This window comes from Streptomyces sp. NPDC006197, from assembly GCF_040613865.1.
GTDB lineage: Bacteria > Actinomycetota > Actinomycetes > Streptomycetales > Streptomycetaceae > Streptomyces.
This window is the reverse complement of the sequence record NZ_JBEXSZ010000032.1, coordinates 1-24,608: the sequence shown is the minus strand read 5'-3', so window position 1 is coordinate 24,608 and position 24,608 is coordinate 1. Positions and strand designations below refer to the sequence as shown.

Here is a 24,608-nt window from a genome sequence, read left to right as displayed (position 1 = left end):
GACACGGTCGGCTTCGAGGGCTGGACCTGGGGCGGCGCGGACGGCTTCGAGGGCTGAGCCTGGGGCGGCGCGGTCACTCCTCGATCGCGCCGCCGATCCGGCGCAGGTGGCGGCGGAAGGTGTACGAGGGGTCCTCGGCGCGGCCGGCGAGGTACGCGTCGAAGCGGGTCTGGGCGCGCAGGGTCTCCCCCGCCCGGATCCGGCGGGCCTGTTCCCGCTCGGTGCGGAAGAGGGCCCGGGCGGTTTCCAGGACGGCGTCCACGCGGTCGGCCGTCACGAAGAGCACACCGTCGTCGTCGCCGAAGACCACGTCGGCGGCGGTCGCCTCGTGGTCGCCGAACCGTGCGGTGGTCAGCGCGTCCGGGTCCTGGTCGTCGAGACGGACGGGGCCGGGCGCGTGGCGTCCGTACGAGAAGACGGGCAGGCCGATCTCGATCAGGTCCGGGGTGTCCCGGTGCAGGCCCCAGACGACGACCCCGGCGACGCCCGCCGCTTCCGCCTCCAGGACGGCGAGGTCGCCGATGCAGGCCTCGTCGCGGCGGCCCGCGTTGTCGATGACGAGGACGTCCCCGGGCGCGGCGTGCGTGAGGGCCTCCAGGAAGACGTCGACACTTCCGTAGTGGCGGGCGGGCAGTACCCGGCCGGCGACGCGCTGCCCGGCGACGACGGGCAGGATCCCGGCGGGCGCGGCCCGCAGCGGTTCCCCGAGCCGTACGCAGGCGTCGGCGATCAGCGGCGTGGAGAGGTCGGCGAAGTCCTTGATCATCTGGCGTTCCGATCCGTCCGTGGCGGGGGCGATGGACTGAGCGTGGGGCGGTGGGGTGAGCGGGTGGCAGTGGGGTCGGCCCGCCGCCGGGGGCACGCGGCGAGCTCCGCCGCCCTCCGGAATCCCCTCGGTCGCCGGCTGGGACACCTCACGCATCGCTTCCCGCCTTCCACCGAGTCGGAACCCCGTCCACGCAGTGACACATGGGCAACCATCCATATATCACTGCGGAGTCGGCCACTTCCTTCGACGCCCCTCCGAAAGGGCGGTCCCGGCGGTCGGCGCGGCCCGGAAGGGCCGTTCCGGTCAGTCGAGCCAGAGCGCGCGGACCTGCTGGAGGGGGTCCGCGGCGATCCCGGGCTCCGTGTCCCAGATCCTCGTGGCGCGCTCCGCGGCGGTGTAGCGCGGCCAGTCGGCGCCCGGGTCCTGGTCGGTGACGAACGCGACCCATGCCTGGTGCAGGGCGTCGGCGAGCGCGCGCGGCGGCTCGCCCCCGGCGGCGGCCGCGACGCCCTCGGCGTCGAGGAGGTCGAAGGCGAAGGGCAGGTCCAGGCAGTGGAAGGCGAGGCCGGCGGCCGGCGAACGCCAGCGGAACTCGTAGAACCAGGTGGGGCGTTCGCGGGCGGCGCGGGCGTCCGCGACGGCGAGGTTCGGGGCGCGGAAGAGCGTGTCCGTCAGCGCCTGGCCGAAGTACCGCTCCTCGCCGCCCGCCGCGTACGCCTCGGTGAAGGTGCCGGCCCTGCCGGGGTCCAGACCGAGCCCGCCGAGGAGGACGGGCAGTGGCGGGGCGCCGGGGCCGGGCGGCGGGATCATCGTGAACTCGTCCTCGGTGAAGCCGAGCATCAGCGGTACGTCCGCGCCGGCATCCCCCGTCGTCAGGGCGTCCAGGACGGGTACGGGGAGCAGCTCGCCGTCGGCGAAGGGGGCGAGGGCCAGCATCGGCGGCAGGCCCTCGCGGTCCGGGCCCGACGCGGACATGCGGTCCTGGAGGTCGAGGAGTTCGTCGTCGGTCAGGTCCCGCAGGGCGGCGACGGTCGCCGGGACGCCGGTGCGGGAGGTGAACAGCCGGGCCGCGGCGCGGGCGACCTCGGGGCCGTCGGGCCGCATGACCGCGCCCGAGACGGAGAGCGCGCCCCGGAACAGGCCCCGCGCCGAGGGGACCGCGAGCAGCGTCTGCACGGCGCCGCCGCCCGCCGACTGGCCGGCGATCGTGACCTTCGCGGGGTCGCCGCCGAAGGCCGTGATGTTCTCCCGCACCCACTCCAGGGCCGCGATCCAGTCCCGTACGCCCCGGTTGTCCGGCGCGCCCTCCAGGTGCAGGAAGCCCTCGATCCCGAGGCGGTAGCCGACCGAGACGAGCACGACGCCGTCCCGGTTGAACGCGGCCCCGTCGTACCAGGGGCTCGCCGCCGAACCCGCCACGTACCCGCCGCCGTGGATCCAGACCAGCACCGGCAGGCCGGCCTCCGGGTCCGCGGCCGGCGTGAAGACGTTCAGGTTCAGCACCCCGGCGCCCGGGATCGACGGCTCCGGGATCGTCGTGACCTCCGCGAACGGCCGGCGCTGGGCCGTCGGCCCGTACGCCGTCGCGTCCAGCGGCTCCGACCAGGGCTCGGGCGGGACGGGGGCCGCGAAGCGGAGATCGCCGACGGGCGGCTGCGCGTACGGGACGCCGAGGAAACGCAGGCTGCCGTCCGCGCGGCGCTCGCCGCGCACGGGTCCTCGGGCGGTGGTGACGGTGGTGCTCATGGGGCGCTGCTCCTTCTGCGCGGGCACATGGGGCCGGGGAAGGAGCGTGTCACCGTGCACTTACACGTGTCAATTCCCCCTGCCGCGGCAGCCGACACCCGGACTCCACCCCGGGCGGGGCGCGAAGGAGGCGCCCTAGAATCGGAGGCTCGGCGGAGGCCCTCGGGCCCGGGGGAAAGGCGGCGGGGCGATGAAGTGGGACGCCGGAGCCGTGGGGTGGACGCTCTGGTTCCTGTCCGGGGCCGCCGTCATGGCCGCCGGGGTGGTCTGGAAGGGGCGGGCCGTGCGGCCGTTCGCCGCCTCCCGGGCGCGGTCCGTAGCCCGGCGGGAGTACGCCCGGGACCTCCGGCGAGCGGCCGACCACGTGATCGCGGAGGCCCGCCGGTCCGCCGGCGAGGGCGAGCCGGCGATCGTCACCGTCGGGGCGGTGATGCGGACGGCCGAGGAGCGGTACGGCCGTGCGGAGGTGGAGCGGTGGCACGCGGCGGCGGTGCTCCGTCAGAGGTTCGAGCACTGGCGCTGCGCCGCCGACTGCGTCACCGACGCCTACGAATAGGGCCCGCCCGGACAATGCGCGCCGGCCCCGGCGGGGACCCCCGAGGACTCCACGGGTGTCGCGAAGACCGCCTCGGGCGCAGTGCCGCGCCCGCCCTCCGGCGGCGACGTCGCCCGGTGGCCGCGCAGGCACGGGTGTCCGGCGCCGGTCGCGCCCCGGAGGGCTTCCGGGGCGCGGCTCGGGGCAGGGAGTCCGTCAGGAGGACGACGGCATGGCGTAGTCCGTGAAACCCGTCCAGTCGATGGCCACGCAGGGCTCGTCGCCGAGGACCCAGGCGTCGTGTCCGGGCTTGACCTCCATGTAGTCGCCCGCGCCGAACTCCGTCGTCTCGCCGTCGTCCATGACGACCTTCATCCGGCCGCTGACCACGTACCCGATGTGCGACGCCTGACAGCTGTCGGTGCCGGCGATGGGCTTGATGTGCTTGGACCACTGCCAGCCCGGCTCGAAGACGGCCCGGCCCACCGAGCCGCCGTCGCCGTTGATCAGGTCGAGCCTGCCCTTGCCGTCCTCGAAGGGACGCGTCTCGTCCGCTGAGTCGAAGCTCTTTCGTACGATGCCGGCCATCGCGCACTCCCGGCGGTGGGAAAGATCCGGTCCCCGAGTCCACTTCCAGGCTACGCCGGGGCGGCACGGGCCACCGGGTGGGAGCGACACACCTGTCGGCACCGCGCACGTCGACACGAGGAACGGATCGGCTTTGCGTTGAACTTTTGTTGAACAGAAATACCCTTGGCGGATCCCCTCATGTCGATCACCGCTTTTCTGTACACATCCTTTATCGGGCAGACCTACACATAAAGGCCAGATAAGCGCACAATGAAGCAGCGGCCCGATTGCCGCAGTGCGGCCAGACATGCACGACGCCAGAAGGAGGCGAGTCACATGGCCGACGTCTCTCACCGTCACGGTGATATCGCGGGACACCCCGACGCGCCGGAAATGCGGGACCGATATGCCCGCATGCTCCAGACCAGAGGTGTCGCGGCCGTCGAGGAGCTCGTGATCCTCGCCGGCGTGTACGCCGCGATCTCCGCGTGGACGGTCCACTTCTCCGCCGCCCGACCGGAACTCGCCATCAGCAACCTGATCGTCGGCATCTCCCTCGCGGTGCTCGGACTGTGTATGTCGATGGTCCCCGAGCGGTCGCAGGACCTGAACTTCGTCGTCCTGCTGATGGGCGCATGGCTGATCGTCTCCCCCTGGGTGGTCTCGCGGCACCCCGATACCGGCGCGGTCCTCAGCAACGTGATCACCGGCGCGTGCGTCTGCCTGTTCGCCCTCGTGGCCGGCGGGCTGCTCATGTCCAAGAGGAGGACGTGACGTTCTGACCCCCCACCCCCAGGACTCTCGTCGACCCTCTCCCCGAACGGCGGCATCTCCTCTTTCGGAGGTGCCGCCGTTCACCGCGTTCCGTGCCTGAACGGCAACCACCAGGTAACGAATTGACCCACGTGGTTTCAGCCACATAAGTTCTGCGTAAAGCTTGCTCCACAGGGACAGGCTCCCGCTCGCATACCCAGTCCTTGGGGGGACAAAGTGAACTGGTACCTCGAAGTTCTCAAGAAGTACGCGGTGTTCAACGGCCGGGCGCGCCGTCAGGAATTCTGGATGTTCTACCTGTTCAACGTCATCGCGGTCATCGTCCTCGCGATCGTCGATTCGGCGCTCGGCATCTACCCGGCGCTGACCGGCATCTACGCCCTGGCCGTGTTCCTGCCGTACCTGGGCGTGTCCATCCGCCGCCTGCACGACACCGGCCGCTCCGGCTGGTGGCTCCTCATCGGCCTGGTCCCGCTGGTCGGCGGCATCATCCTGATCGTCTTCTTCGCCTCCGAGGGCGAGCAGCACCAGAACGCGCACGGCCCGAACCCGAAGCTGGCCACGGCCTACTGACGGTCCCTTCGCCGAAACCCCCGGAAGCGGCGCTTCCGGGGGTTTCGCGCTTTCCGGAACCGCGTGCATAGAGCCGGTACGGAGTGATGGACCGCGCCGCCTTGTGCACGGTGGCGCAGGCCCCGGCCCCACCGCCCCGCCTAGCCTCGCCGCAACAGCACGAACGAGGGGCGGTACCACCGGTGAACTGGCACATCCACGACTACCGCGAGAGCGATCTCGCCGCCGTCGTCCATCTGATCGACACCACCGCCGAGCTCGGGCAGGAGTCCGTCTTCTCGCTCGCCGAGTGCATCGGCGCCCTCACCTCCCGTCAGCCGGCCGTGGTCGCCGTGCACCAGGGCGTCCCCATCGGGGCGGCGCTCGCCTGCGTCTCCGGCGAGCGGGCCTGGGTCATGCGGATCGCGATCTCCTCGGCCTGGCGAGGCCGCGGCCTCGCCAGCGCCCTGCTCGTGGAGCTGGAGCGACGGCTCGTCGCGGCGCGCGTCGGACGCATCGCGTACGTCCTGCCGGAGGAGGAACTCCTCGGCGAGGGCCTGCTGAACGCCGGGTACACGCGCCAGCCCGCCGTCGCGTACTTCGAGAAGGTGGAGCCGCTGCACGGCCCCGCCGCCGGGCTCCTCGACGACCTGGGCGGCCGGCTCCTCCCCGGCGACCTGTGGGCGAAGGTCGCCGGCATGGAGCGGGAGAAGGACCTGATCGAGCGCCGGGTGGTGCTGCCGCTGGCCGAGCCCGAGCGGGCCACCCGGCACGGGGTGCGGCCGCCGCGCGCGGTCTGCCTGTTCGGCCCGCCCGGCACCGGGAAGACCACGTTCGCGCGGGGCATCGCCTCCCGGCTCGGCTGGCCCTTCGTGGAGATCCTGCCCTCCCGCCTCGCCGACGAGGGGAACCTCGCCGCCGCCCTGCGGTCCGCGTTCGCGCGGATCGCCGAGCTGGAGCGGGTCCTGGTCTTCATCGACGAGGTCGAGGAGATCGCCCCGGTCCGCTCGGAGCCCGCCCAGCCCGGCGGCATGCACGGGGTGACGAACGAACTCCTGAAGCTGATACCGGGCTTCCGGGAGCGCGACGAGCGGCTGCTCGTCTGCGCGACCAACTCGATCCGCTCCCTCGACCCGGCGTTCCTGCGGCCCGGCCGGTTCGACTACCTCATCCCGATCGGTACGCCGGACAAGGCGGCGCGGGCCGCGATCTGGTCCCGCTACACCGACGGGCGGCCGGAGGTCGACATCGACGAACTGGTGCTCGCGAGCGAGCTGTTCACCCCCGCCGACATCGAGCACGCGGCGCGGATCGCCGCCCAGGCCTCCTTCGAGCGGGACCTGGTCGCGGTCGGCGGGGACGACCCGGCGCCCGGCGCGAGCACCGCGGACTATCTGGAGGCCATCGCCGAGTGCCGGCCGACGGTCACGCCGGAGATGGTCGAGCAGTTCGCCTCGGACATCACGACACACGCCCGCACCTGAGGGCGAACCGCTCCCCGGCCGCGTCCAGTTCGGCCCGGTCGGGCGGCTGGGCGCCGGCCCGGGAGACGGTGACGGCCGCCGCGGTGGTCGCCCTCCGCAGCAGCCTCGTGAGGCACTCGGTGCCGAGCCCGGCGAGGGTCTCCCGCTCCCACCCGGCGAGGGTGTCGAGAACGGCCGACATGAACGAGTCGCCGGCGCCGACCGTGTCGACGACCGTGACCGGCGGCGCTTCCGTCCCGACCGTCTCCCGCTCGGTGAAGGCGAGCGATCCCGCCGCGCCCCGGGTGACCAGGACGACGACCGGGCCGAGGGTCAGCCAGCGGGCGGCGACCGTCCGCGGGTCCTCGCCGGGGTACAGCCAGGCCAGGTCCTCGTCGCTCGCCTTCACCAGGTCGCTGAGCGCGACGCAGCGCTCGACGCGGGTGACGGCGGCGGCGCGCTCCCCCATCAGCGCCGGCCGCACGTTCGGGTCGTAGCTGACCGTGGCCCGGTCGCGGAGCCGCTCGACCTCGGCGAGGACGGTGGCCGCGCCGGGAGCGGTGACGGCGGCGATCGAGCCGATGTGCACATGGGCGGGCACCTCGGCCGGCGGCGCGCCGGTCTCCAGCGTCCAGGCGATGTCGAAGGCGTACGTGGCCCGGCCGTGCGCGTCGAGTCCGACGACCGCCGACGGGGTGCGTACGGGAACGCCGCCGATCTCCACCCGTACCCCCGCGCCCTTCAGGTGGTCCGCGATCAGCCGCCCGGCGGGATCGTCGGCGAGCTGGGTGAGCAGGCCGACGTCCCGGCCGAGGCGGGCGAGGCCGTAGGCGACGTTGGCGGGGCTGCCGCCCGGGTGGACGCGGTCGGCCGCGCCGGAGCCGGCGGGGGCGCGGACGATGTCGGCGACGCACTCGCCGATCACCAGGAAGGACATGGGTCGGAGCTCCTCGGGGAAACCTGGACACGGGTGCCCTGGTGGACGCTCCGCAGATCGTACGGGGCGCCGCCCGGCTTCCGGCACTGTCCCCATGCCGGCCCCAAGGACGTCCGACGGCGGGGAAGAGGTGTCCGGTGGAGACGGTCGAGGGGCTCGCGGCCGCCGAACCGGGGGCCGCGGAGGCCTTCGGGACCCTGAGCAGGACCGACCACCGCCTGATGATCCTCGTCCTCTGGCAGGCCCGCGCCGCGAAGTCCCGGGCGGGGCGGCTGGAACGGGCGGTGCCCGCGCCGGCGGCGGGAGAGCCGCCGCGGAAAGTCTAGGCGGGGTCTTCTCGGTCGGGCCGGGCTCGCGACGCCCGGCCCGGCCGACGGGACGCTCCCCGGGCGTGCCGCCGGTAGAGCACCTGGCGGGCGTCCCACTCCACGAAGGACTCCGCGTGCGCGAAGCCGAGGGCCTCCAGGAGCCGCCGCGAGGGGGCGTTCGCCTCCTGCGTGAGCGCGAGCACGCTCGGCGTGCCCTCCAGGACCCGGGTGACGACCGCGCCGACGGCCTCGCGCGCGTACCCCTGCCCCCAGTGCTCGGGCAGGAACTGGTACGAGACTTCCGTCTCCCCGTTCCGCGCTCCGTCCTCCACCGTGACGAGGCCGAGCAGGACGCCGTCCTCGACCCGGACCACCGCGTGGAAACCGGGCGCCCCCACGATCCGCCGCTGCCGGATCCGGACGACGGAGTCGATGACGGGACCGCCGAGATGGTGGCGCACCCGGGGGTCGGTCCACAGCCGCGTCACGGCCGGCACGTCGGCGCTCCGGACGGGCCGCAGGACCAGCCGCTCGGTGACGAGCGGCAGCCGCTCCCCCGGGACGGGAGAGGGGGCCGGGGCCGGGACGGTGGACATGCCTCCATCATCGCAGTCCCTCGGAGCCGGGTCGGCCGGGATTCCCCGGCTCCCGGCCTAGGACGAGAGGCCGACGGCGGTGGGGTCCCCGGGCCGAGGTGCGGGGCGGGGCGGGGGCGACAGGATGATCCGCATGCGTATAGGAATCCTCGGTACAGGGCATGTGGGCAAGGCACTCGCGTCGGCGTGGGCGCGGGCCGGCCATGACGTGGTCGTCGGATCGCGACGGCCAAGGGACCCGGAGCTTCTGGCGGAGCTGGAGGGGCTCGTCGCGGAGGGCGTACGGGTCGAGGGCTCGGCGACGGCCGCCGAGCACGGCGACGTGCTGGTGAACGCCACCCCGGGCACGGCCTCCGTGGCCCTGCTCGACAGGATCGGAGCACCGGCGCTCGCCGGGAAGGTCCTGCTGGACGTCGCCGTCGGCTTCCTGAAGGACGGCACGCTGTCCCATCCGGTCGTCAGTCTCGGCGAGGAGATCCAGCAGGCGTTCCCGGACACGCGCGTGGTGAAGACGTTCTCCACCGTCGACCGAGGCGTGATGGTCGCGCCGGATTCCCTCGAGGGGCCGAGCACCGTGTTCCTCTCGGGCGAGGACGCGGACGCGAAGAAGGCGGTGCGGGGCCTGCTCACCGATCTGGGCTGGTCCGACGACTCGGTCCTCGACCTCGGCGGCATCACCACGGCCCGGGGCCAGGAGCACTTCGCCGACCTCTTCGTCGCCATCGCACGGGCGACGGGCACGTACGAGTTCGGCATCCGGGTCGTGCTCCCGACGGCACTCGGGGGCGCGGCCGGAGCCTAGGGGGAACCGAGGTTCGTGGGGCGCGCGCGGCGTGCAGAATCTTCCTGATCTTCCTGCAGGGTGACCGACTGGGGGGGGACGGCATGGAGATTCGGCTTCGGGTGGTGTCCGCGGAACACGACGAGAGCAACGAGCTCACGCAGGCGCTGCACGACTGGCTCGTCGAAGACCGCGCCGTGGCGCGCGACGCACGGATCTCCCGCCTGCGGAGCGAGGCGGGCCATGTCCCCGGGGCGATGAGCGGAGACGCCCTGGAGTGGATCCAGCTCCTGTTGGGATCGGGCTTCTCGACCGCCGGACTCGTCTACGCGCACATGGCGTTCCGGGCTTCGCTGCCCCGGCGCCGGCAATCGGCTTCTGTGATCATCGAACGCGGTGACACCCGGATCACCCTGACGGACGCGTCCCCCGAGGCGGCGGCCCGGCTCACCGAGCTCTTGGCCTCGCCTCAGGAGGCCCCGGGTCCGGTCGAGGGTGGAGACGTCGGTGACGCTTCCTGACCCGGTGACGAGCCGCGCCGTACTGATCGGTGTCGACCAGTACCGGAACCTGCCCTCCCTCGAACCCGTCGCCCGAGGGCGTGACCGCCTGGCGCAGCTCCTGCAGGATCCCTCGGTCTGGGGCCTCCATCAGCGCAACATCGAGGTCTTCGGTGCCCAGGCGGGGCGCGACGACGTCCTCGCGTCGATCAAGCAGGCGGCGAGGGCCACGTCGGACACGCTGCTGCTGTACTTCGCAGGGCACGGACTGCGCGACCGCGGCGGGCAACAGCTCCATCTGGCCTTGGCGAACGCCGACGACGAACACCTGCAGATCGGCAGCATCGCCTTCGGCGACGTACGCCAGATGCTTGCGGCCGGTCACCGGGCCCGTCGGCGCATCGTGCTGCTCGACTGCTGCTACAGCGGCCTGGCGGGCAGCATGGGGCACCAGGACATCACGCGGTCGGAGATCGCCGAAGAGGCGGCGGTCGAGGGAACGTACCTGCTGACCTCGGCCTCCAGCACCCAGCTGGCCTTCGCCCACGACGGCCGGCCCTATCCGGATTTCACCGGCGCTCTGATCGACGTCCTCGAAAAGGGTGTGCCGACGGCCGGGCCCGAGCTGACCCTCAACACCGTGTGGCAGGCGACCCGCTCGATGCTCGTCGAGCGGGGTTCCCCCGAACCCCACCAGTTCGGACAGAACGCGCTGGCCGAGCTCGCCTGGGTCACGATCGCCGCTTACAGCAGGGCGGATTCGGCATGGAGCAGGACGCTGACCCGGCAGCTGACCGAACTGCGGGAAGCGCTCCTCGCGACGGAGCAACGTGTCGCGCTGCTCGAACACCACAGCGTCGAACTCCAGGAGAAAGTCGCCCTCCTCCGGGAGCGGGCACGGCCGGCACGGAGCGAGGAGTCGCCCGAGCCCGTGGAATCGCCGGCGGCGGGCTCCGGAGACGGCGGGCACATCACGGTCGTCCACGCCGGATACCGACGGGCCTGGGCAGCCTGGATCGCCCAGCGGATCGACGTGAACGGCCGCAGCACCTCCTTGCAGCGGTGGGCCCCTCCGCGTGAGGTGCCCCTGAGGGACTCCCTCGGGGACCTGCTGCTCGCCGGCGGCCGGGTTCCCTTCCTGCTCGACGACTGGTTCTTCGACCTCGGCCCACGCCCCGCGGGTGAGTGGAACGACGTCCTGCGCGGCTTCGTCGCGGAGCACGCCGAGCGCTTCGCCGCCGTCAGCCTCACCAACCGGGACCTGCTCCCCGCGACCGCGGTGCTGGATCCCGTCAGCCTCTGGGCCGTCGGTGAGGAGGAGGCCGAGGCCCGGCTCCTGAAGAGGCTGGGCATCGAACCCCGCCACTCAGGTGACCGCCGCGTCGTGACGGGTCCGACTGTCCGCTTCCCGGACACCCCGCCCGCTTCGGCGAACTCGCCGTCGCACTGGAGCTCCCCGTCGGCAGCGATCCCGACGAACGGATCCGCGCCGTCCGGGAAGCCCTCCATCGTGGCCACCCTCACGGGCGCTGGCTCGTGGTCTTCGACGGCTGGGACAGCACCGACGGTCTCGACGAGATGGTGCCGCAGGGCCCCGGCCACGTCCTCATCACCTCCCGGAACCGCACCTGGCGGGAGCAGACCGAGGTCCTGTCCGCGCGTCACACCCCCACGCCGTCGACATGCTCCACCTCTGTGTGGCCTTCGGCCACGGCCGCATTCCGCTCGGTCTCGTCCGTGCCCACCGTCAGGTCGATCTGCCCGAAGAGCTGCGGTGGATGGACTCCGACCCCACGGAGTGGGACCGGGCACTGCAGACACTGACCGACTACTCGCTGCTCACCCGGGAGACACCCGGCACCGCCTCCGAAGACGGCATCGCCGGGGAATCCGTGCGCATGCACCGGCTGGTGCACGACATCGTCCTCGGACTCACCGACGGCCCCCGCCGGGACGCGTACCGCAACGCGGTCCGCACCCTGCTCTCCGCGGCGGACCCGGGCGATCCCGTGGACAGCCGGAACTGGCCCCGCTACGCCGAGCTCGTACCCCACCTGGATGCCTCCGCCGCCCTCGCCGCCCGTGGCCCCCGCATCCAGAGGACCGTCCTCAACTGCCTGCGGTACTGCGCGCACAGTGGCGAGTACGAGACCGGGCTCGGCCTCGCGGAGGCGATCCGCTCCAGCTGGAGCGGGTTCATGCATCCGCTTGCCCAGTCCATGATCGACCTGGCCATCTGGGAAGGCGAACTCCTGCGCGCCGTGGGACGGTTCCACGACGCGCACCGACTCGACCTCGCCCTGCGGGACCAGCTCGGACAGGGCGAACCCCTCGACGAACTCGGGCTCGTGGTCTGCGACGACGCCCTCGCCGGCGATCTGCGCCGTCTCGGCCGGTACGTCGAGGCCGACCATCTCCAGGGCCAGGCACTGGACCAGGCCCAGCGGCTGCTCGGCCACACCGACCTCGTCACGCTCACGGCCCGCCACAACCTCGGCCTGGGCCGCCGACTGCTCGGCCGCTATCAGGACGCCCACGAACACCACGCCGCCGCGCTCGCGCGCAGCGAGCGCGCGTTCCTTCCCCGGCACCCCACCACGCTCAGGATCAGCAGCGCCGTCGCCCAGGACCTGCGCCTGCTCGGCCGCTACCGGGACGCCCTGGCCCGCCAGGAGTCCACCTTCCGCCTGCACGTCCAGGTCCTGGGTCCTTCGCACCCGCAGACCCTTCAGGCCCACGCGCAGCTGCTCCTGTGCCGCCGCCGCGGTGCAGGCCGAGTACGCCGCCGAACTCAGCCGGGACGCCCTGCGCCGGGCACAGCAGGCCCTCGGCCACGAACACCCCTTGCCCCTCACCTGTCAGGCCGCGCTCGCCGCCGACCTACACGCTCTGCGACAGACCGTCGAGGCCGAGGAGCTGGAGGAGAAGGCTCTCCTCGCCTTCACGCGCACCCTGGGAATCCAGCACCCTCACACCGTTTCCGTGCGACAGCGCATCCGCCCCTACTGGGACTTCGAGACGCCCACGGGGTGAGCGGCGGCCACAGCGGGTGGCGTACGGAGGGGCCGGCCGCCGGCCGCTCCTGTCCGGTGCCGTCAGCCCATGCGGCGGGTGAGCGCGGCCAGTGCGCCGGGCCGGCGGCCCGGGACCCGTCGGCGGAGGCCGATCAGGGTGGGGCCGAGGGCGCGGGCGCGGTCGGGGTCGCCGATCTGCTCCCACTGGTGGTGGGCCCGGTCGACGGCCCCTTCGACGTCGGGGTCGTCCGTCCGCTGACCCAGTCCGAGCCGGGCCTCGGCGGCGGCGAGCCAGAGTTCGCAGCTGCGGGCCGGTTCCCCGGCGAGGCGGGCGAGGTCGGCCCGTACCTCCGTCCAGTGCACGGCCTCCATCGACCGGGGTCCGTGGCGGCGCAGGGCCTCGTGCTCCCAGGCGGCCGCCACCGCCGCCGCCTCCCCGTGCCGCCCGGCCATGGCGGCGGCGAGGATCGCGGGGTGCGGGTCCTCCCCGGCCACCGGCCCGCCCGCACCGGCGGGCACGGGCGCCGGAGGCGTCACGGGCAGGGGCGCGGGGCGGGTCACGGTCACGGGCGGAGGTACGAGCACGGGCGGAGGTACGGGGGCGGGCGCGGGGCGGGTCGCCGCCGGGGGTGCCGGGTGCGCCGCGGGAACGGGTGCCGGTGGAGGTGCGAGCCCGGGTGTGAGGAAGACCGGTTCCGGTGCGGGTGCCACCGTCACCGCCCGCGCGGCGGCCTCCGCGTGTGCCGCGGCCGCCGTCAACCTGGCTCCGGAGCGCCAGAGTTCGGCCCAGGCGCGCAGGTACTCGGGGGTCGTGGGCTCGCCCCTGCGCGGGGCGGGCACCACGCGCCCGTAGAGAAGGGGGCCGGGCCCCAGGTGCAGCAGCCCGGGCGCGGCGGTGAGGCGCTGCCAGACGTCCGGGTCGGCCGCGAGGTCCGCGACGACGGTCGTGCTGCCGGGCGGCCGGACGCCGAGTTCGCCGGCGAGCCAGTGCCAGGGCAGCGCGGTGTAGCGGAGGGTCGCCGGCGTGGTGCGGGCGAGGGCGAGGTGGGGCAGTTGCTGGCGGCGGTCGAGGTGGAGCTGGCCCGCGAGGCAGACGACCAGGGGGCCGGGGCTCGCGGCCGCCGCGCGGAGGCGGGTGAGGACGGTCTGCGGGTCGAGCGGATCGGCGAGTTCGACGACCGTGGCGGCCGTGGTGCCGGTGAGGACCCCGGGCGGTACGGCGGCGAGCGCCGGCAGCACCGAAGCGGCGTCCATCGCGCGGCCCCGGCCGGCGGGCGCGGCCGCGAGCAGGACGGCGGTGCCGACCGCGCTCATGGCCCCCGCGCCCGCTTCCGTACGCGTGCCCGAACCGCCCGCCGCCACGCCCGAACCGCCCGTCACGGCCGAACCGCCCGTCACGGCACCGGCGCTCGCGCCCGATGCCCGAACGCCGGGGACAAGGCCGTTCGACATCCCCGCCTCCACCTCCGTACGCATGTCCGAACCGCCCGCGACCACCCCGCCCGTGACCGTCGTCCCCGCGCCCACCGTGCCGTTTCCGTCGTCGTTCACCACCCCAGCACCGTAACGGGTCGCGCCCTGTCCGATAATCGCCGGGCCTTTGGCATATGTCAGAAGCACCACCGGATCGAGTGTTGCCAAATCCCTTACGGGCCGTCCCGGGCTGTGCGACAGTCGTCTGCGGGCCTCCTTCCACACCTGGCCGCGCCGCGCCTGTATCGGAGTACGACATGCCGTCCCATCTGTTCGCGGACCGCCCCGCCCAGCCGCCGGAGCCGGGCGCGGTGGACGCGCTGATCTCACAGACCCGCCGCCTGCGCGGCGAGGTGGATGCCGTCCGCCGGGACGCCGTGGCGGACGAGGACGATCCCCGGCAGCGGTGGCAGCGGGCCCTGTGCGACCTGGCGGTGCACCAACTCGACGACCTGGGCGCCCACTTGGGCCAGCTCCGGGCCGGGGTCCCGGTGAGCGCGGCCCCGGAGGACGAGACCGGGGACATCGACGCCGTCGTCGACACCGCGCTCGCGACCGCCCCCGGCACGGCGTACGGCGCGGCCGACCCGCCCCGGACCGGCTCGCTGCTCTCCCGGGTCGGCAGCGCCGAGTGGAACCTGCTCACCGACGAGGTCAGCTGGTCCGACGAGCTGTTCCAGATCTTCGGACGGCTCCCCGAGAGCGGTCCGATGTCACTCGACGAGATGCCCACGATGGTCTTCGCCGAGGACCAGCCCGTCCTGCAGAGCATGGTGACGGGCTGCCTGATCGACGGGAAGCCGATCGACGGCGAGTTCCGGATCGTACGGACCGACGGCCGGGTGCGCACGGTGCACATGACCGGCGAACCCGTGCTCGACACCGACGGCTGCACCGCCTCCATGTGGGCCGTCCTGCGCGACGTCAGCGAGCTGCGGCGCAGCGAGCGGGCGGTCCGCGAGAGCCGGGACAGCCTGGAGCGCAGCCGCCACATCGAGCTCACCGAGCGGCGGGTCGCCGTCGAGCTGCAGGAGACGGTCCTCCCGCCCTGGCGCGGCTCGCTCCGCTTCGCCCACGACGGCCCCGCCCCGCTCGACGTGGCCGCGCACTACCTGCCGGCCGCCAGCACCGGTCTGATCGGCGGCGACTGGTACGACGCGCTCGCCCTCCCCGACGGGGACGCGCTGCTGACCGTCGGCGACCTGACGGGCCACGGGGTCGCCGCGACCTCCTCCATGGCCATGCTCCTCGGCGCGCTGCGCGGCATGGCCGTCGCCGGCATCCGGCCCGCCGCGCTGATGGGCCACCTCAACCAGCTCCTGGAGACCTCCGTACAGCCCGCGCTCGGCAGCGCGATGTGCTGCCGCTACGACCCGGTGGCCCAGACCCTGGCCTGGGCGCAGGCCGGCCACCCCGCCCCGCTGCTCTTCCGCGGCGGGACGGGGCACGCGCTCCGACGGCCCGAGGGCATGCTGCTCGGGGCGACGACCGGCGCCGCCTACGGCGAGGCCGAGACCCGGCTGCTCCCGGGCGACCTGCTGGTCCTGCACACCGACGGGCTGACCCGCGGCGGTGAACCGGACGACGACACGGGCACGCGACGGCTGCTCGCCCTCGGCCCCCGGCTCGCGGAGGCACGGGACGCACAGGACGGCGTGCGCGCGGTGGTGGAGGAGTTCGGCGAGGAGCCGCGCGAGGACGACGCCTGCGTGATGGTGGTCCGGGTCGCCCGCCGGAGCTGAGACCACCCGGGCCGGAACCCGGGCCACCCGCGCGTCGTACTCGGGCAACCCGCGTCGGTACTCGGACCACCCGCGCGCCGGTACTCGGACCACCCGCGCCGGAGCTGGGACCGCCTGCCGACGAGCCTTCCGAGCCCTCGTCGCACTCGCTGACGAGCCCTTCCCGAGCTCTCCCCGCACCCGCCTGACGAGCCCTTCCCGAGCCTTCCCGTCCCGCAGGACGGGGAGGCTCAGGCCTGCCCGACCCTGGGGCGGTTGACGGGTGACCGGGGGAGGGCCAGTTCGATCTCCTCGCGCAGGGTCTCGATGCTCGAGTAGCCCGCGTACTGACCGGTGAGCCGGTACATCTCCCGCAGCCGGTCCCAGGTCCGGTGGGACGAGGTGTCCCCCATGGACATGAGGGCGAGCCGGGCGTACCGGTCGGCCTGCTCCGGGTCGTCGGCGATGAAGCAGGCCGAGGCGAGCGAGATGCGGTCGAAGAGCTTCGACCGCTCGTGCCCGCCGCTCCGCAGTTCGAGGGCCAGCTTGGCGTGGCGCTGCGCGGGGATCGCCGCGGCCGGGTCGTGCTCGGCGAGGGTGCGGTAGGCGAGGGCCTGCATGCCGTGCATGTCGGCCTCGTCGAAGTTCTGCATCCAGTCCGGCTTCTCCTCGCCCGTGTCGGAGACGAAGAGGTCCTCGGCCTCGCCGAGGGTCCGCCGCATGGCCTGTCCCCGCCCCATGGAGGCCTGCGCCCAGGCCTCGATGGTGTGGAACATGGCCTGCGTGCGGGGCAGCACCCGCTCGCCCGAGCCCACCTTGGCGAGCTTCATCAGGTCGAGGGCGTCGTCGGGCCGGCCCAGGTGGACCATCTGGCGGGCGGCCCGGGACAGCGCCTCGCCGGCCCGGGGCCGGTCGCCGCCCTCGCGGGCCGCGTGGGCGGCGATGACGAAGTACTTCTGCGCCGTCGGTTCGAGGCCGACGTCGTGGGACATCCAGCCCGCGAGGACGGCGAGGTTGGCGGCGACGCCCCACAGGCGCCGCTGGAGGTGGTCGGCGTGGCGGTAGGCGAGCATGCCGCCCACCTCGTTGAGCTGGCCCACGACCGCCTTGCGCTGGAGGCCGCCGCCCCGCGAGGCGTCCCAGGCACGGAACACCACCACGGAGTGCTCCAGGGCCTCGATCTCCTCCGACCCGATGGGGGCGGCCTCGTAGCGGTCGAACCCGGCGGGGTCGGCGTGGAGGGGATCGGTGGCCCGCTGGGCGACGCCCTTGCGTGCGGGGTCGGTCTGCAGCCAGTCGTGCATGGCGTTGCTGAGTACGGAGCCGGCGGCAAGCGCGGCACCCGCGCCCACCAGGCCGCGTCGGTTGAGCATGAGGTCCATTCCCGTGAATTCGGTGAGGACCGCCGCCGCACGATCGGGGGGCCAGGGCAGCCCGTCAGGGTTCTCCGTCTTCCTGACGTCCTGCTTCTTTCCGGCACGCCCGTGTCGTACGAACCCGAGGTCCTCGATGGTCACGACACGGCCGAGTCGCTCGGTGAACAGTGCTGCCAGCACCCGGGGGACGGGATCGCGCGGGGTCTCGCCCCGGTCGATCCACCGCCGCACCCGCGAGGTGTCGGTCGCCAGCTGGGGGTGGCCCATGGCCGCCGCCTGCCGGTTGACGAGCCTCGCGAGTTCGCCCTTGGACCAGCCGGCCAGGCCGAACAGGTCTGCCAGGCGGGTGTTGGTTTCTCCGGTCACGTCTAAGCCCCCAGGTTCTCGGCTGAGTTGACAGTAACCCCCTGTCATAGGCCTGGCGACAATTCGCCAGGGTTCGCCAGGGTGCGCTGGATGTTCCGCCACCCGCGATCGGGTGTCAGGTAGGAACGCGCCACCCCGCCCCGCCGACCGGCCCTCATTCCCCAGGGTGCGGACCGGGGGCGGGCGGGGCGACGCACGCAACTCGTCGGCGCACGAAGGGATCTGTCACCTCCATGTACACAGCATCGTCCTCCGTGTCCGCCCCGCCCCGGCCGCAGCACCGCATCGTCCCGGCAGGCGCCGGACCGTACCTCGTCCCCGCCCCCGCCCCCCAGGCCGTCCGGCCGAGGCGCTGGGCGGGCGGCACCGGTACCCAGCCGCTCAGCGGGAGAATCGATCTGTCCGGCCCCCAGGGGGCGCAGCTGAAGATGGCGATCGCGTCGGTCCACCGGATCTGCCCGGAGTTCAACCCGGTGCAGGTGCTGCGGCGCAGCGGCCGTTCCGTACTGATCGTCGGGACGACCGGGCGGACGACGGCGGTCGCGAAGTGTTTACTGGACCACTCCCCCGCCTGGGTCGAGCGGTTCCGGCACGAGATAGCGTCCTACCGCTCCTTCGTCCGCCACCGTCCTCCGGTGCGGGCGCCGCGGCTGATCGCCGCGGATCCGGAGAACTGCACGCTGGTGATCGAGCGGATGCCCGGGCGTGCGGCGGCGCTCTCGCGCCACCCCGTCGAGGCTCCGCCGCGGGCCGACGTGCGGGCCGCGCTCGGTGCGATCGCCCGGCTCAACGCCTGGCGGCCGCCGGCCGGGACCTTCGACGCGCCGCTGGACTACGGCGCCCGGATCGCCCGCTACCACGAGCTCGGGCTCTTCACGGACCGGGACCGGGACGACCTGCAGAAGCTGCTGCACGGTCTGGCGCACGCGGGCGGCCGTCAGGGCATGGGCCAGTTCTGTCACGGCGACGCCCTGCTCTCCAACATCCTGCTCTCCCCCGCAGGGCCCGTGCTCGTCGACTGGGAGCACGCGGGCTGGTACCTGCCCGGCTACGACCTGGCGACCCTGTGGGCGGTGCTCGGTGACGCGCCGCTGGCCCGGCGCCAGATCAGCCAGCTCGCCCAGCAGGCGGGCCCGGCCTCCCGGGACGCCTTCCTGGTGAACCTGATGATCGTGCTGACGCGGGAGATCCGTACCTACGAGACGGCGGTGCAGCGCACCATGAAGGAGGCTCCGCCGGCCGGTTCGGTGCCGGTGCCCTCGGGGGCGCTCGCGCCCGGCGAGGAACAGCGGCTGCTGCTGAGGCGGCTGCACGACGACTGCGCCATGGCACGGCGGGCCGTGCGCGCGGCGGTCGGGACGCGCTGAAGGGCGGGTCCGGCCGACCACACGGGGGCGTGGTGCGCCGTGAGCCCGGTGCCGACACACCGGGACGCGGCGCACCGGCTTGTCCGTGCCTCTCCACGAGAACCCCCTCCATTGGTTCACTCCAGTGACGCGTCCCAGGCCCGGGACCCGTCTCGGCGAAACTCCGCCGCACGGCCTCCATTTCCGCCCTGACGTGGGAACTTCCTTTTGTGCGGGTGCGATTGACGGGACGTCCGGGAGCCGATACCCCTGTACGGGTTCGGCCCCGCACGCCCCCGTGTCACCCCCTGCCTCTGGAGGCTGCCTTGCTCCGTTCCGCGTCGCGCAGACGTCCTTCGCCGATCCGTGTGCCGGGGGCGGTGGGCGCCCTGGCGTCCGCCGCCCTGCTGCTTCCCCTGCTGTCCGCCGCCCCGCCCGCCGGCGCCGACGTGCCCGAGGCGGGTGTCCTGCAGGGGCAGTTCGCGCGGGCGGCCGAGCGTCACGGCGTGCCCGAGAGCGTGCTGCTCGCCGTGTCGTACCTGCAGTCGCGGTGGGACACCCACGGCGGTGCGCCCAGCGTGACCGGCGGCTACGGGCCGATGCACCTGACGGACACGGCGACGGCACTGGCCCGGACCACCCCGCACCACTCGGAGGGCGAGGAGGACGCCCGGGGCGACTCCGCCCGTCCGGTCCGCATGGGCGCGGAGGCCCCGCTGCCGGAGCCCGAGGAGCTGCCGGAGCGGCTGCGGACCCTGGAGCGGGCGTCCGCGCTGTCCGGGATCCCGGCCGAGGAGCTGCGTACCGTGCCGGCCGCGAACATCGAGGGCGGGGCGGCGCTGCTCGCGGCGGCGCAGCGCGAGGCCGGTCTGCCGGCGAGCGCGGACCCGGCCGACTGGTACGGGGCGGTGGCGCGGTACTCCGGTGCGGACGACTCGGCGACGGCGGCGACGTACGCGAACGACGTGTTCGACGTGATCCGGACCGGGGAGGCGCGGACGACGGACAGCGGGCAGGTGGTGACGCTGCCGGCCGACCCGGCGGTGGCGCCCGCCACCGGTCAGGTGTCGGCCCTGGGCCTGCGGCGGCCGGCCGCCGGGCCCGTGGAGTGCCCGGCCTCGGTGGCCTGCGAGTGGGTCCCCGCGCCGTACGAGGAGTTCGGCGACGGCGACTACGGCAACCACGACAAGGCGAACCGGCCCGCCTCCCAGTCGATCGACTACATCGTGATCCACGACACCGAGGCGGACTGGAAGACCACCCTGAAGCTGGTGCAGGACCCGACGTACGTGTCCTGGCAGTACTCGCTGCGCTCCTCCGACGGGCACATCGCCCAGCATGTGCCGCTGAAGGACGTGGCCTGGCACGCGGGGAACTGGTTCGTGAACGCCAAGTCGGTGGGCCTGGAGCACGAGGGCTTCCTGACCTCGCCGGACTCCTGGTACACGGAGGCGATGTACCGGTCGTCGGCGCGCCTGGTGCGGTACGTCGCCGCGCGGTACGACATCCCGCTGGACCGGCAGCACGTCCTGGGTCACGACAACGTGCCGGGCACGGTGACGTCCACGATCAAGAACATGCACACGGACCCGGGACCGTACTGGGACTGGGCGCACTACTTCCGGCTGCTCGGCCGTCCGATCACCCCGAGCGCCGGTCCGCACGCGGGCGTGGTGACGATCCGGCCCGACTACGAGTCCCACCGGCCGGTCTACACGGGCTGTGTGACGGCGGGGCAGGCGTGTGTGCCGCACGGCAGCGGGGCGGTGCGCCTGTACACCGCGCCGAGCGCCGACGCGCCCCTGGTGAAGGACATCGGTCTGCGGCCGGGTGGGCAGGCCTCCACCACGGGCGTCAACGACACGGGGGCGCGGGCCTCGACCGGGCAGAGCTTCGCGGTGGCGGAGCGGCGGGGGGACTGGACGGCGGTCTGGTACCTCGGGCAGAAGGCGTGGTTCCTCAACCCGGTGGAGGAGCCGACGGCGGTGAACGCGCGGGGGCGGGTCCTCACCCCCCGGGAGGGTCTGGCGGAGGTGCCGGTGTACGGGCGGGCGTATCCGGAGGCCTCGGCGTATCCGGCGGGCGTGCCGGTGCAGTCGGTGTCGCCGCTGCCGTACAGGCTGCTCGCGGGCCAGCGGTACGTGGTCGGGGGCAGCACCCCGGGCGAGTACTACTTCGCGCCGGTGTTCGATCCGAGCGGGCACACCGTGGTCCGGGGTCAGGAGGAGTACTACCAGATCCAGTTCGGCCATCGGGTGGCCTTTGTGAAGGCCGCTGACGTGCGGGTTTCCCAGGGCTGACGGAGGTCTGGCCGAAAGGTGCGGGGTGGTGCCGGCAGTGGGGTCCGGCACCACCCCTTCGGCGTTCATACGACTATTCGGGAGATCGCGTGCGCCGTCCGGACGACGGGTAAGGCTGGGCCGGTCACCGCCCCAGCTCACCGGAAGGCCCCCCAGGAAATGCCTCAGCCCTTCGTTATGCCGGATTTCTATGTTCCGTATCCGGCACGGCTCAATCCCCATCTGGAGGCCGCCCGCACGCACACGCGTGACTGGGCGCGGGAGATGGGGATGCTGGAGGGCTCGGGGGTCTGGGAGGAGCACGACCTCGCATCCCACGACTACGCGCTGCTCTGCTCGTACACCCATCCCGACTGCGACGAGGAGGCGCTGAACCTCGTCACCGACTGGTACACCTGGGTCTTCTTCTTCGACGACCACTTCCTGGAGGTCTTCAAGCGCACCCAGGACCGGGCCGGCAGCAAGGCGTACCTCGACCGGCTCCCGCTGTTCATGCCGGCGGACCCGGCGACCGGCATGCCCGAGCCGACCAACCCCGTCGAGGCGGGTCTCGCCGACCTCTGGCGGCGGACGGTCCCGTCGATGTCCGAGGGCTGGCGGGTGCGGTTCGCGGAGGCGACGGAGCACCTGCTGTACGAGTCCCTGTGGGAGCTCGACAACATCAACGACGGCCGGGTCGCCAACCCCCTGGAGTACATCGAGATGCGCCGCAAGGTGGGCGGCGCGCCCTGGTCGGCCGGGCTCGTGGAGTACGCGGCGGGGGCCGAGGTCCCCGCCCAGGTGGCGTACTCCCGGCCGCTGCGGGTGCTCAGGGACGCCTTCTCGGACGCCGTGCACCTGCGCAACGACCTCTTCTCGTACCAGCGCGAGGTGGAGGAGGAGGGCGAGAACAGCAACGGCGTCCTCGTCCTGGAGCGGTTCCTCGGCTGCACGACCCAGGAGGCGGCGAACGCCGTCAACGACCTGCTGACCTCGCGGGTCCAGCAGTTCGAGAACACCGCGCTCACCGAAGTGCCGCTGCTCGCCGCCGAGAAGGGGCTGACTCCGGCCGAGTGCGCAGCGGTCGCGGCGTACGCGAAGGGGCTCCAGGACTGGCAGTCCGGCGGTCACGAGTGGCACATGCGCTCCAGCCGCTACATGAACGAGGGCATGGTCGGCGGGCCCTCGCACCTGGACGGGATCATCGGCACCTCCGCGCTCGACGTCCGGACCCTGTTCGGACGGCCGGCGGCGGCCCGGCACCGGGCGTTCACGCATGCGCCGCACCAGCACGTGGGACCCTCGCTGCTGCCCGAGTTCGACCTGCCGTACCCGCTCACGATCAACCCCCACCACGAGGCGGCGCGGCGGCACACCGTGGACTGGGCCGAGCGGATGGGCCTCCTCGACGACCTGTGGGACCGGCCCATGGCGGAGGGCTTCGACCTCGCGCTGTGCTCGGCGGGCCTCGATCCGGACGCCTCCCTGGAAGACCTGAGCCTCAGCGCCGACTGGCTGACCTGGGGAACCTACGCGGACGACTACTATCCGGCCGTCTTCGGACGGTCGGGCAGCCTGGCCGGCGCGAAGGAGCAGACCGACCGGCTCAAGGCGTGCATGCCTCTCGACGAACCCGCGGCCGGCGCGGCGCACGCGGTGAACCCGCTGGAGCGCGCGCTCGCCGACGTCTGGGAGCGGACCGCCGCCACGATGGCGCCCGCGGCGCGCAGCCAGCTGCGGGCCTCGCTCGACGTGATGCTCGACAGCTGGATGTGGGAGATGCACAACGTGGTGCAGCACCGGGTGCCCGACCCGGTCGACTACATCGAGATGCGCCGCAGCACCTTCGGCTCCGAGCTGACCACGCTGCTGTGCCGGCTGCGGCAGGACGTGACGCTGCCGCCGGAGCTGTTCCGCTCGGGGACGGTGCGCAGCCTGGAGAACGCGGTCATGGACTACGGGGCGCTCATCAACGACCTCTTCTCGTACCAGAAGGAGATCGAGGTCGAGGGCGAGGTGCACAACGGCGTCCTGGTGCTCCAGAAGTTCTTCGACTGCGACTACCCGACCGCGGTGTCGATGGTCGACGACCTGATGCGGGGGCGGCTGCGCCAGTACGAGAACCTGAAGCAGCGTGAGGTCCCCCTGCTGTACGAGGAGTTCGGGCTCGACGCGGCGGGCCGGGAGGCCTTCGAGGCGTATCTGCGGGAGCTGGAGGACTGGCTCGCGGGCGTCCTCAACTGGCACCGGAAGGTGCGGCGTTACGGCGCGGAGGACGTGCGGGCGGGCAGCGGCAGCGCTCTGCTGCGGCGCGGACCGACGGGTCTCGGCACCTCGGCGGCGCGGATCTCGGAGCTGCTCGGCGCGGGCTCCCGCTGACGTACGCCGAAGGCCTCCGGGGGGTTCCCGGAGGCCTTCGGATCATCGGATCGGGGGCACGCCTGTCGACGCGTCGCGGGGGGCGCCCGTTGCCGGCTCGCCTCAGGGGCGCCGGCCGCGCAGTTCGTCGAGCTCGCGGCGCTCGCGCTTGGTGGGGCGTCCCGCGCCCCGGTCGCGTACGGCGGCGACGGCGACGTGCTCGCGCGGCGGCGGGGGCGGGCTGTTGTCCACGTACGCCTCCACGGCGACCGGCGGGCCGACCCGCTTGGTGTGGAGCTCCCTGATCTCGACGATCCGCTCCCGGCCGCCGTGGAAGATCCGGACCTCGTCGCCGGGCTTCACGGCCTGCGCGGGCTTGACCCGCTCGCCGTTGACCTTGACGTGCCCGGCGCGGCAGGCGGCCGCGGCCTGGGAGCGGGTCTTGGTGAGGCGGACCGCCCAGATCCAGGCGTCGACGCGCGCGCTCATCGGCCCCGACTCCCCCGTCAGCCCTGCTGGAACAGCTCGGCGGGCAGCGGCTTGAGCAGCGCGTACAGGTCGTCGGTGATCGGCCGGTCCCAACTGGCGATCGTCACGAGGACGTTGTCGCTGCGGTCGAACTGGACGCAGGAGATGCGGCTCTCGGAGAGCTTGAGGCGGCGCACGATGAGGAGGTTGTCGCCCTGCATGACGGGCATGTCCTCGGTGTCGAGGACCTCGACCGGCTCGTCGTTTTCCAGGGCGGCGAGGAGCTGCGCCACCTCGAAGGGGATCTGGCCGTCGGCGAGCTCGCGCGCCGGGGAGCCCTCGGGGAGGTTGCCGATGATCATCGCGGGTCCGCGGCCGCCGAACAGGTCGTAGCGGAGGAACACGCCCTGACAGGAGCCGTCGGGCGCGGGCAGCAGACCGGCGCCGAGATTACCGGGCCAGTCCCCCGGATCCATGGCCAGGACGTCGAAGTCCGGGCCCGCGGGTGTGGCGGCGCTGCGGCGGCGGAGGAAGGACATACGGCCATGGTACGTGCCCCGGCGCACGACGCGACGCGCCGGGCGGCCGCCCCGGGGCGACGCCGCTCACCGGGGCCGCCGGCCGGACCGAGGTCCGCCGATCCGACGCGGCGAACCGGCCCGAGACCTCCCGGTCC

At 73.3% G+C, this 24,608-nt stretch carries 21 protein-coding genes and 2 pseudogenes; 14 read left to right on the top strand and 9 right to left on the bottom strand.

Annotated features, from left to right (window positions below; all coding sequences use genetic code 11):
• Positions 1-73 precede the first annotated feature (73 nt).
• Entirely contained in the window at positions 74-766 is a 693-nt protein-coding gene (locus ABZ318_RS13085) for an RraA family protein (protein ID WP_356902576.1), read from the bottom strand.
• A 306-nt stretch (positions 767-1,072) separates the two neighbouring features.
• Complete coding sequence (locus ABZ318_RS13080) at positions 1,073-2,515, bottom strand: carboxylesterase family protein (RefSeq protein ID WP_356902538.1); 1,443 nt, start codon at positions 2,513-2,515, stop codon at positions 1,073-1,075.
• Between the two features lie 190 nt (positions 2,516-2,705).
• Between ABZ318_RS13080 and ABZ318_RS13075 the strand changes: the two genes are divergently transcribed.
• On the top strand, positions 2,706-3,071 hold the full coding sequence (locus ABZ318_RS13075; RefSeq protein ID WP_356902537.1) for a hypothetical protein: 366 nt from the start codon (positions 2,706-2,708) through the stop codon (positions 3,069-3,071).
• A 195-nt stretch (positions 3,072-3,266) separates the two neighbouring features.
• Here the strand turns inward: ABZ318_RS13075 and ABZ318_RS13070 are convergent, their stop codons facing one another.
• On the bottom strand, positions 3,267-3,638 hold the full coding sequence (locus ABZ318_RS13070) for a cupin domain-containing protein (RefSeq protein ID WP_356902536.1): 372 nt from the start codon (positions 3,636-3,638) through the stop codon (positions 3,267-3,269).
• A gap of 396 nt (positions 3,639-4,034) precedes the next feature.
• Between ABZ318_RS13070 and ABZ318_RS13065 the strand changes: the two genes are divergently transcribed.
• The 3 genes from ABZ318_RS13065 (at position 4,035) to ABZ318_RS13055 (ending at position 6,430) form a co-directional block, all read left to right on the top strand.
• On the top strand, positions 4,035-4,394 hold the full coding sequence (locus tag ABZ318_RS13065) for an SPW repeat protein (RefSeq protein ID WP_356902535.1): 360 nt from the start codon (positions 4,035-4,037) through the stop codon (positions 4,392-4,394).
• Positions 4,395-4,610: 216 nt separating this feature from the next.
• The gene (locus tag ABZ318_RS13060; protein WP_356902534.1) at positions 4,611-4,967 is read left to right on the top strand and encodes a DUF805 domain-containing protein; all 357 of its coding nucleotides are present in this window, start codon (positions 4,611-4,613) and stop codon (positions 4,965-4,967) included.
• 182 nt (positions 4,968-5,149) lie between these two features.
• Positions 5,150-6,430 carry a bifunctional GNAT family N-acetyltransferase/ATP-binding protein gene (locus tag ABZ318_RS13055; protein ID WP_356902533.1) on the top strand — a complete coding sequence of 427 codons (1,281 nt, stop codon included), beginning with the start codon at positions 5,150-5,152 and terminating at the stop codon, positions 6,428-6,430.
• On the opposite strand, the gene ABZ318_RS13050 is transcribed toward ABZ318_RS13055, so the two are convergent.
• On the bottom strand, positions 6,408-7,346 hold the full coding sequence (locus ABZ318_RS13050) for a carbohydrate kinase (RefSeq protein ID WP_356902532.1): 939 nt from the start codon (positions 7,344-7,346) through the stop codon (positions 6,408-6,410). The two genes, ABZ318_RS13055 and ABZ318_RS13050, sit on opposite strands and share 23 nt — an antisense overlap.
• Before the next feature lie 137 nt (positions 7,347-7,483).
• Here ABZ318_RS13050 and ABZ318_RS13045 point away from each other — a divergent pair, with 137 nt between their 5' ends.
• A complete protein-coding gene (locus ABZ318_RS13045; RefSeq protein ID WP_356902531.1) occupies positions 7,484-7,672 on the top strand; it encodes a YdeI/OmpD-associated family protein in 189 nt (62 codons plus the stop codon).
• On the opposite strand, the gene ABZ318_RS13040 is transcribed toward ABZ318_RS13045, so the two are convergent.
• Complete coding sequence (locus tag ABZ318_RS13040; RefSeq protein ID WP_356902530.1) at positions 7,669-8,250, bottom strand: GNAT family N-acetyltransferase; 582 nt, start codon at positions 8,248-8,250, stop codon at positions 7,669-7,671. The genes ABZ318_RS13045 and ABZ318_RS13040 overlap by 4 nt on opposite strands.
• A 124-nt stretch (positions 8,251-8,374) precedes the next feature.
• Here ABZ318_RS13040 and ABZ318_RS13035 point away from each other — a divergent pair, with 124 nt between their 5' ends.
• From ABZ318_RS13035 to ABZ318_RS13015, 5 genes and pseudogenes are all read left to right on the top strand, one after another.
• Positions 8,375-9,052: an NAD(P)-binding domain-containing protein gene (locus tag ABZ318_RS13035; RefSeq protein ID WP_356902529.1), complete on the top strand. Its 678-nt coding sequence runs from the start codon at positions 8,375-8,377 to the stop codon at positions 9,050-9,052.
• An 83-nt stretch (positions 9,053-9,135) separates the two neighbouring features.
• The gene (locus ABZ318_RS13030; RefSeq protein WP_356902528.1) at positions 9,136-9,552 is read left to right on the top strand and encodes a hypothetical protein; all 417 of its coding nucleotides are present in this window, start codon (positions 9,136-9,138) and stop codon (positions 9,550-9,552) included.
• Positions 9,527-10,141: pseudogene (locus ABZ318_RS13025) on the top strand (caspase family protein); the annotation flags it as partial. The gene ABZ318_RS13030 and the pseudogene ABZ318_RS13025, both read left to right, overlap by 26 nt.
• A gap of 1,072 nt (positions 10,142-11,213) precedes the next feature.
• Positions 11,214-12,203 (top strand): annotated as a pseudogene (locus tag ABZ318_RS13020) (tetratricopeptide repeat protein); the annotation flags it as partial.
• Positions 12,204-12,297: 94 nt separating this feature from the next.
• A complete protein-coding gene (locus tag ABZ318_RS13015) occupies positions 12,298-12,564 on the top strand; it encodes a tetratricopeptide repeat protein (RefSeq protein ID WP_356902527.1) in 267 nt (88 codons plus the stop codon).
• Positions 12,565-12,626: 62 nt separating this feature from the next.
• On the opposite strand, the gene ABZ318_RS13010 is transcribed toward ABZ318_RS13015, so the two are convergent.
• A complete protein-coding gene (locus tag ABZ318_RS13010) occupies positions 12,627-13,859 on the bottom strand; it encodes a hypothetical protein (protein ID WP_356902575.1) in 1,233 nt (410 codons plus the stop codon).
• A gap of 416 nt (positions 13,860-14,275) precedes the next feature.
• On the opposite strand from ABZ318_RS13010, the gene ABZ318_RS13005 reads away from it, so the two are divergent.
• Positions 14,276-15,760, top strand: coding sequence for a SpoIIE family protein phosphatase (locus tag ABZ318_RS13005; protein WP_356902526.1), 1,485 nt, complete (start codon positions 14,276-14,278; stop codon positions 15,758-15,760).
• Between the two features lie 230 nt (positions 15,761-15,990).
• On the opposite strand, the gene ABZ318_RS13000 is transcribed toward ABZ318_RS13005, so the two are convergent.
• Entirely contained in the window at positions 15,991-17,481 is a 1,491-nt protein-coding gene (locus ABZ318_RS13000; protein WP_356902525.1) for a hypothetical protein, read from the bottom strand.
• 233 nt (positions 17,482-17,714) lie between these two features.
• On the opposite strand from ABZ318_RS13000, the gene ABZ318_RS12995 reads away from it, so the two are divergent.
• The 3 genes from ABZ318_RS12995 (at position 17,715) to ABZ318_RS12985 (ending at position 23,485) form a co-directional block, all read left to right on the top strand.
• Positions 17,715-18,848, top strand: coding sequence for an aminoglycoside phosphotransferase family protein (locus ABZ318_RS12995; protein WP_356902524.1), 1,134 nt, complete (start codon positions 17,715-17,717; stop codon positions 18,846-18,848).
• A 359-nt stretch (positions 18,849-19,207) separates the two neighbouring features.
• Positions 19,208-21,127, top strand: coding sequence for an N-acetylmuramoyl-L-alanine amidase (locus ABZ318_RS12990; protein ID WP_356902574.1), 1,920 nt, complete (start codon positions 19,208-19,210; stop codon positions 21,125-21,127).
• 159 nt (positions 21,128-21,286) lie between these two features.
• Complete coding sequence (locus ABZ318_RS12985; RefSeq protein ID WP_356902523.1) at positions 21,287-23,485, top strand: germacradienol/geosmin synthase; 2,199 nt, start codon at positions 21,287-21,289, stop codon at positions 23,483-23,485.
• Positions 23,486-23,587: 102 nt separating this feature from the next.
• Here ABZ318_RS12985 and ABZ318_RS12980 read toward each other — a convergent pair whose 3' ends face one another.
• Together ABZ318_RS12980 and ABZ318_RS12975 are read right to left on the bottom strand one after the other, a co-directional pair.
• Positions 23,588-23,953: an RNA-binding S4 domain-containing protein gene (locus ABZ318_RS12980; RefSeq protein WP_356902521.1), complete on the bottom strand. Its 366-nt coding sequence runs from the start codon at positions 23,951-23,953 to the stop codon at positions 23,588-23,590.
• A 17-nt stretch (positions 23,954-23,970) separates the two neighbouring features.
• On the bottom strand, positions 23,971-24,471 hold the full coding sequence (locus tag ABZ318_RS12975; protein WP_030688984.1) for a hypothetical protein: 501 nt from the start codon (positions 24,469-24,471) through the stop codon (positions 23,971-23,973).
• Positions 24,472-24,608: the final 137 nt, after the last annotated feature.